At 58.9% G+C, this 7,267-nt stretch carries 8 protein-coding genes; 3 read left to right on the top strand and 5 right to left on the bottom strand.

The genetic code is table 11. The features are described 5' to 3' along the window. The 4 genes from uvrC to KGA88_RS15395 all read right to left on the bottom strand — a co-directional run. The coding region (uvrC, locus tag KGA88_RS15410) for an excinuclease ABC subunit UvrC (RefSeq protein WP_223592293.1) at positions 1 to 806 on the bottom strand (806 nt) is incomplete at its 3' end. 2 nt (positions 807 to 808) lie between these two features. After that, the gene (uvrY, locus tag KGA88_RS15405) at positions 809 to 1,450 is read right to left on the bottom strand and encodes a UvrY/SirA/GacA family response regulator transcription factor (RefSeq protein WP_008015884.1); all 642 of its coding nucleotides are present in this window, start codon (positions 1,448 to 1,450) and stop codon (positions 809 to 811) included. Positions 1,451 to 1,547: 97 nt separating this feature from the next. Further along, complete coding sequence (locus KGA88_RS15400; protein ID WP_110660367.1) at positions 1,548 to 2,021, bottom strand: GNAT family N-acetyltransferase; 474 nt, start codon at positions 2,019 to 2,021, stop codon at positions 1,548 to 1,550. Continuing rightward, entirely contained in the window at positions 2,021 to 2,779 is a 759-nt protein-coding gene (locus KGA88_RS15395) for a carbon-nitrogen hydrolase family protein (RefSeq protein ID WP_223592291.1), read from the bottom strand. Before KGA88_RS15395 ends, KGA88_RS15400 begins: the two co-directional genes overlap by 1 nt. Before the next feature lie 626 nt (positions 2,780 to 3,405). On the opposite strand from KGA88_RS15395, the gene KGA88_RS15390 reads away from it, so the two are divergent. Continuing rightward, a complete protein-coding gene (locus tag KGA88_RS15390) occupies positions 3,406 to 4,485 on the top strand; it encodes a 3-deoxy-7-phosphoheptulonate synthase (protein ID WP_223592288.1) in 1,080 nt (359 codons plus the stop codon). Between the two features lie 57 nt (positions 4,486 to 4,542). On the opposite strand, the gene KGA88_RS15385 is transcribed toward KGA88_RS15390, so the two are convergent. Next, entirely contained in the window at positions 4,543 to 5,607 is a 1,065-nt protein-coding gene (locus tag KGA88_RS15385) for a hypothetical protein (protein WP_223592286.1), read from the bottom strand. A 337-nt stretch (positions 5,608 to 5,944) separates the two neighbouring features. Here KGA88_RS15385 and KGA88_RS15380 point away from each other — a divergent pair, with 337 nt between their 5' ends. Together KGA88_RS15380 and KGA88_RS15375 are read left to right on the top strand one after the other, a co-directional pair. After that, positions 5,945 to 6,826 (top strand): esterase/lipase family protein, encoded by an 882-nt coding sequence (locus KGA88_RS15380; RefSeq protein WP_110660363.1) that lies wholly within the window; start codon positions 5,945 to 5,947, stop codon positions 6,824 to 6,826. Between the two features lie 107 nt (positions 6,827 to 6,933). After that, entirely contained in the window at positions 6,934 to 7,215 is a 282-nt protein-coding gene (locus tag KGA88_RS15375) for a peptidylprolyl isomerase (protein ID WP_007984657.1), read from the top strand. Positions 7,216 to 7,267 lie beyond the last annotated feature (52 nt).

Here is a 7,267-nt window from a genome sequence, read left to right as displayed (position 1 = left end):
CTGATCAAGTGGACACAGGCACCGCCCGGATTGACGAAGGCGGCAATCACATCGACGTCCCCGGTCCCGCCTTCCATGCTCTGCTGATCCTGAACCCGGCGCAGCAGCGCAATCTGATCGCGCAACTCGGCCGCTCGTTCGAACTCGAGATTGATCGCAGCCTCTTCCATCCCGGCGGACAACTCGTCTGTCAGCGCGTTGCTGCGCCCCTCAAGAAACATCACCGAGTGGCGCACATCTTCGGCATACACCTGGGGTTCCACCAGCCCGACGCAGGGCGCCTTGCAGCGCTTGATCTGGTATTGCAGGCAAGGACGGGTGCGGTTCTTGTAATAACTGTCTTCGCATTGCCGAACGAAAAACGTCTTTTGCAGCAGGCTCAGGCTTTCGCGAATCGCACCGGCGCTCGGGTAAGGCCCGAAATATTTGCCCTTGGCCTTTTTCGCGCCACGATGAATGCTCAGGCGCGGAAACTCTCCGTCGGAGAGAAAGACGTAGGGGTAGGATTTATCGTCGCGCAGCAGGATGTTATAGGGCGGGCGCCATTCCTTGATCAGCGTCTGCTCAAGCAACAAGGCTTCGGTTTCGTTGGCCGTGATCGTCGTTTCGACCTGGGCGATACGCGCTACCAGGGCAGCGGTCTTGGGTGCCAGCCCGGTCTTGCGAAAGTAACTCGACAGGCGATTCTTGAGATTTTTCGCCTTGCCGACGTAAAGCAGGCGCGCTTCGCTGTCGAACATGCGGTACACGCCGGGGCGCCCGCTAACGGTCGACAGAAAGGCGCCCGGATCAAAGGTTTCGGTCATTTTCAGAGGCTGGCGTCGACCATGCCATGACGAACCGCCAACAGCGTCAACTCGACATCACTGCTGATCGAAAGCTTTTCGAAGATGCGGTAACGGTAGGTGTTCACGGTTTTTGGGGACAGGCACAATTTGTCGGAAATGATCTGTACTTTCTGGCAGCCGACAATCATCAGCGCGATCTGGATTTCCCGCTCAGACAAGGCATCGAAAGGCGAATCGTTGGTGGGCTGGAAGGACTTGATCGCCAGCTGCTGGGCAATCTGCGGGCTGATGTAGCGTTGCCCGGCGAACACCAGGCGAATGGCCTGGACCATTTCCGGCAAACCTGCCCCCTTGGTCAGGTAACCCGCCGCCCCGGCCTGCAACAGCCGTGTAGGAAACGGATCCTCCTCACACACGGTCACCGCGACGACCTTGATATCCGGATGACTGCGCAATAATTTGCGAGTGGCTTCAAGACCGCCGATGCCCGGCATCTTGACGTCCATCAACACCACATCGGGTTTCAGCTCACGCGCCTTGAGCAGGGATTCCTCACCCGACTCGGCCTGGCCGACTACTTGCAGGCCATCGATGTCAGCCAGCATTCGTGTAATGCCTGTACGAACGAGATCATGGTCATCGACTACTAGCACCCTAATCAAGCAGACACCTCGCGATATGGTCTTATTGGGTTGCCAGACACCTTAGCAAAAAGCATCTGGCAGACCTAGCGGAAAGCATCAGATTAAAAGTTTCAATTCATCTTGAAAGGCTTGTCGCAAGCGTGTTGTAGCAATCCGGGCCGGGGATATCCAGCTGCATCCTCAGGAAACATTCGTCCTTGCCCGCCACCTTGAATCCCTTGCGCTCGTACAACACTTGCGCCGGGTTGTTTTCAAAAACCGTCAGGCGCAACGCCGGGCGCCGCTCCTGGCGCGCCAGAGCCAGCACCTGATCGATCGCCCAGGATCCGGTACCCTGCCCACGAAACGCTTCGACGATATGCAACTCGCGTATGTACAAGGCCCTGGCATCACGGCTCAGGCTGGCATACCCCAGGATATGGTCGTCCCATGTGATCACCCGGTTGTCTCGCCCGGCCCAGGCCACGTCAAACGCTTCGTCCTGCCATGGCAGATCATGCTCAATGTAGTAACGCAGCATGCCTCTACAGGTCAGTTCGCGGGCGAAATCCAGGTCATCAGGCGTTGCCGGACGCCATTGGCGCTCCATCATTCCAGCTCCACTGCCAATACCTTCCCGGTCCAGCCCGCACAATCACGCCGGGCAACGACCATCTGGTTGCCGGTACCGACGGCGGCTGCAACCAGCGAACCGTCCGGGGCCCACACCGCACTACGCCCTGCCGACTCCCAGCCACCCGTTACACCGCCATGGTTGGCCATCAACACCATCATTGAATCGCCAGCGGCGTAGCCCTGTAACAACGCGGTATCCGGGTCGTAGCCTTTTGCCGTGATCAGCACGCCAGCGGCATATACGCCGGCACCGTTCAGTGCAGCGTTAGCCGCATGATCGGCATGGGTGAAATCTGCGCACACAGCCAACGCAATCGTGTCGGTGCCGATGGTCAGAGGCTCGCCCCCCGTTCCCGGCGCAAACGCCTCCTCCTCCCCCGGATGCAGATACTGCTTGCTGTAGACCCCGAGAGAACCATCGGCACCCAGTATCAGCGCGCCAATCAGCACAGGCGAGGTGTCCGTCAGCCGAATCGGCATGCCGACGACAGCCGTCACCCCGGCTTCCCGGGCAACATCACGCAGCGGTTGCAGGACAGCGGCGTCCGGAGCAATCGCCAGCTGCGCCGCGAGCCCCCGTTCGTAGCCGGTCAGCGATAACTCCGGGAACACCAGCAATTGCACGCCCTGATCCGCAGCCACCTGAATGAAACGTTGATGTCTGGCGATATTGCCGGCGAGATCTCCAGGGATGGAAATCGATTGCGCAGCGGCGAGGGTCAGAGCCGTCATGGTAGGTCCTTGTGCCGAGGTGTTTTGTTGAGGCGCAGTGTGTGTCACAACCTTCGGGGCACTCAAGCGATAGAAAGCGTTGTCGTTGGCCAATAGCATTTTCTGATTGAATCTGCGCACCGGCCTCTAGTAAGCTCGGTCCATCCATCGGAGACAGACTATGTTCAACACCCTCTTACAGCTTCGTACCGCCAGCGCCCTGCGCTCGGTTGCGGCTGCCCGGGTGAATGACGGTTGTGCTCCGGTCAGCTTTTATTTTGGGTATTGGTTTAGCCACTGGCGCGCCTGATACCCACACGGCGCCCACTTTTAACGGGTCGCCACCAGAGAATTCTCAACCCCCGGTCGGCCTCCCGACCGGGGGTTTTGTTTTTTCAGCCCCAACCTTTTTAGCGACACACCAGACATCCAGAGGATCAAGAACATGAACTACGCCACTTATTACCGTTACGACAGTTTTACCGCCTGGCGATTTACCAGCCTCCGCTCGGGACAGCCTGCCGCCTCCGATCGGTCACCCACAGGTGGCAAGCACACACACGCAGCCAATTTGGCCAATTGTCGAACACCCCAGTAGGGCCGAGCGCGCGGGCATGAACCCGCCACCAGCCCAGGAAGCCTTGAATATGAACTCGTCCGTCTCTGCACTGCCGCTGTCCACCTTGAGCCCTGCCAATGAAGCGCTGACCCTGCGCCTGCCCAGCTCATTGCAGCTCAAGCAGCAATTGCCACTCAGCAACACCCTGACCCAGCAAGTCACCGCCCACCGCCAAGCGGTTCGCGCGATCCTCAACGGTGAAGATTCCCGTCTGCTGGTCATCGTCGGCCCGTGCTCGATACACGACCCGAAATCAGCCCTCGAATACGCCGGCAACCTTGCCCGCCTCGCCGCCGAAGTCAGCGACGAAATGCTCCTGGTGATGCGCGCCTACGTCGAAAAACCCCGCACCACGGTTGGCTGGAAAGGCCTGGCCTACGACCCGCACCTGGATGGCAGCGATGACATGGCCGCCGGTCTGACGCTGTCCCGCGAGCTGATGCGCGAAATGCTCCGCCTGGGCCTGCCCGTCGCCACTGAACTGCTGCAACCGATGGCGGCCGGCTATTTCGATGATCTGTTGAGCTGGGTGGCCATTGGCGCCCGGACCACGGAGTCGCAGATCCATCGCGAAATGGCCAGCGGCCTGGGCATGCCTGTAGGGTTCAAGAACGGGACTGACGGTGGTGTCACTGTCGCCAGCGATGCCATGCGTTCCGCCGCCCACCCCCATCGTCATTTCGGTGTCGATAGCCAGGGACATCCGGCGATCATTCAAACACCGGGCAATGCGGACACTCACCTGGTATTGCGCGGCGGCCATCAGGGGCCGAACTACGACAGCGCCAGCGTCGCCCAAGTGAACAGTGACCTGGCCAGGCTCAGGATTCCGGCTCGAATCATGGTCGATTGCAGTCACGCCAACAGCGGCAAAAACCCGTTGCGCCAGCCGGCGGTGTTCAACGACGTACTTGAACAACGCCTGCAAGGTGATCGTTCGCTGATTGGCATGATGATCGAGAGCCACTTGTTCGAGGGCTGCCAGCCGTTGAGTTCGTCATTGCAATACGGCGTATCAGTGACCGACGGCTGCCTCGGCTGGGCCGGGACAGAACAACTGTTGCTTGAAGCGGCAGACCGGCTGCGAGCGCAAGACAACGCCCGATAGCCGGCATTATCCGTCCGCCCTCCGGCCTTCATGGGAAGTCTGGAGGGCAAAAGGAAATCAGAGCCCCATCATGGACTGCACCTGAACCAGTGTCGCCGCGGATTGCTGGCGGGAACCGTCACAGCGCTCGACTGAATAGGAAACACGGATCGCGCAATCCCGATGCTCCCTCCAGAACCGGTAGGGAACGATGAACACCAACGGCTCTCCCGCACTGTCTCTGGTTACTTCACGCTCATCAAGGTGATTGAATTTTTCCCCGTCGCATCTCAGGCAGATCAGCTCGCCTTTATCAGCCCTGGGGTTTTCGATGACGACGGTCACGCCATCCTGCGCATCGTGCAGATCCACCCAACCTTCATCGGCTTCCAGCACAATGGGTGGCAGCAGTGGCCCCCGTTCCAGCCTGCCAATCATCAGTGCCGTTACTTCCGAGTAACGAGGGTTATGCCCTGTTTGCTTGACGCAATAATCGACGGAAACGCACGAGCCCAGGTTGGGCGCAATGCACTCCGGGTCGACCCAAAACGACAGTTCCTCCCCCACGGCAAAGGACTCGACCTTGAGTGCATCACTGAAACTGCCTTCGATCGAAACACCAGCCCAGGTCAGCATCACCCAGTCGCCCGCCGACATGCGCGCATAGGGCTTGATCGTAACGATCACCCCTTCTTTCACCCGATCCGGATCAAGCGTTCTACCCACCGCATCGTTTACCGTCGCCGGCAACAGGTCGGCTTGCACATCACCGACACTCAGTTGCAAACGATGGGAGTGCATGGGCCCGGCGCAAAGGGTGCTCATGAGTGAGTAACTGATTTCGAGTGAACCACCGTCGAGCGCCGCGATATGTGCGCTACCCACGGCAAAGATCACGTCCTCGCCGACCCGGTCCTCACTGACAAAGCGCGCCACCTGATGATTGCAGGCTCGACCTTCGGCATCCAGACCCACCCAATTCAATAGCAATTTGTCGCCGCAGGTCATGCCTGGATAAGGCTGCACCCTGATCACGGCCTTTTTGTCGGAGGGGTTCAGAACGCCGTTTTCCGCCTGCTCAAGCAAGGGAGCGGCGAGTGGTTGCTGCACGAGATTCAAGGTGTCGGGTTCATAAACAGTCATTCATTCGCTCCAGTCCCTGGAATAAACGCCGAACGGGTGGCCGGCTTTGGATGAAGCCTATTTAACCCCGCGGCAAACGGCCGTGATGTCGGCCTCTCACTCCGGCTCGCTGGGAAAATCGATACATACGAAGTAGGTTTTTGATCAACTGCAAGCAGATCGCCTGGAAAATCCTCAAACTATTCCGACTAAAACCTCAGTCGCTTTTGAGCATTCACACTTGCTCTATTCCGCTTTCCGCAAGGTTCGACGGACTTTTCATACATCGCGTCAACCTCAAGTGCCTTAGAGTGAAACGCCATGCAGTCCCAACGAACTACTGTGCGAAGGTATCAATATGCAAAGGAATGCAAGCACTTGTAATCCAATACTGCTGGTCCACGGCCTTTTCGGCTTCGAAAAGATCGGCAAATTCGAGCTCTTTCATGACATCCGGCAGGCGCTGAGGAACGCCGGAGCAAGGGTGTTCGTCCCTCACCTGGCGGGCAGCCATGGCAACGAGGTGCGCGGTGACCTATTGCTCTCACAGATCAAGCGGGTGCTGGAAGGTACCGGTGCACGCAAAGTCAACCTCATCGGCCATGGCCAGGGCGCACTGAGCGCACGTTATGCAGCAGCGATTGCGCCACACCATGTGGCGTCGGTCACCTCCGTCAGCGGGCCGAACCATGGCTCGGAACTGGCCGATTTCCTGCGCAAGGCATTGACACCGGGCAGTCTGCCGGAACATGTGGCCGAGACCGCAATGACCCTGTTCGCCGACTTCCTCGCGACATTGAGCGACAATCAATACCAACCGAAGAACGCCATTGCGGCCCTCAACGCGCTGACCACCGAAGGCGTAGGCGCATTCAACGACAAATACCCGCAAGGGTTGCCCACCACCTGGGGTGGCAAAGGGTGCGAACGGGTTAACGGTGTTCGTTACTATTCGTGGAGCGGCGTGCTGCCGTCGAATGTTCTCGAAGAAGGGTTCAATGCGCTCGATCCACTCCACGCCTACTGTCGGGCTCTTTCCAGCTATTTCGTCACCGAAGGCGAGCAGAACGACGGGGTGGTCGGTCGCTTCAGCTCTCATCTGGGAACGGTTATCCGTTCCGACTATGCGCTGGATCATCTGGACACCATTGGCCAACCCGCCGGCCAGTTGTGTGCAGGTGTGGACCCGATTGAACTGTATGTCCAGCATGCCGAGCGCCTGAAAGACGCCGGCCTTTGAGGCGCCACCTGCCGTAGCTCCCGCGTGGAACGGAACTTTGAGGAGAAATAGCTCACTGAATCCGGTAGGCTCAGCACTTTACTGAATATTGAAAGGAGTATTTTCCCATGGCCAAAGCCACCGCCCGTCACATCCTTGTTGCTTCCGAAGCCAAGTGCAACGAACTCAAGGCCCAAATCGAGGCTGGCGCCGATTTCGCCGAAGTTGCCAAGGCAAACTCCACCTGCCCTTCCAGCCGCCAGGGCGGTGACCTGGGTTCGTTCGGTCCGGGCCAGATGGTCAAGGAGTTCGACACCGTGGTCTTCAGCGCACCCATCAACGTGGTCCAGGGCCCGGTCAAGACCCAGTTCGGTTACCACCTGCTGGAAGTGACCAGCCGTCAGGACTGATCGACGCTTGAGCTACTCTCACAACGGCCCGCCTTTTGGTGGGCCGTTGTGT

It is taken from the genome of Pseudomonas sp. A-R-19, from assembly GCF_019956575.1.
Classification (GTDB): Bacteria; Pseudomonadota; Gammaproteobacteria; order Pseudomonadales; family Pseudomonadaceae; genus Aquipseudomonas.
Note: the sequence above shows the minus strand (reverse complement) of the source record. Positions and strands in the feature narration are given on the sequence as shown.

Bases quoted from the DNA above. Each gene is read 5' to 3' on its own strand.
- KGA88_RS15400 (WP_110660367.1), bottom strand. From the start codon at position 2,021: ATGGAGCGCCAATGGCGTCCGGCAACGCCTGATGACCTGGATTTCGCC.
- KGA88_RS15395 (WP_223592291.1), bottom strand. From the start codon at position 2,779: ATGACGGCTCTGACCCTCGCCGCTGCGCAATCGATTTCCATCCCTGGA.
- KGA88_RS15390 (WP_223592288.1), top strand. From the start codon at position 3,406: ATGAACTCGTCCGTCTCTGCACTGCCGCTGTCCACCTTGAGCCCTGCC.
- KGA88_RS15385 (WP_223592286.1), bottom strand. From the start codon at position 5,607: ATGACTGTTTATGAACCCGACACCTTGAATCTCGTGCAGCAACCACTC.
- KGA88_RS15380 (WP_110660363.1), top strand. From the start codon at position 5,945: ATGCAAAGGAATGCAAGCACTTGTAATCCAATACTGCTGGTCCACGGC.
- KGA88_RS15375 (WP_007984657.1), top strand. From the start codon at position 6,934: ATGGCCAAAGCCACCGCCCGTCACATCCTTGTTGCTTCCGAAGCCAAG.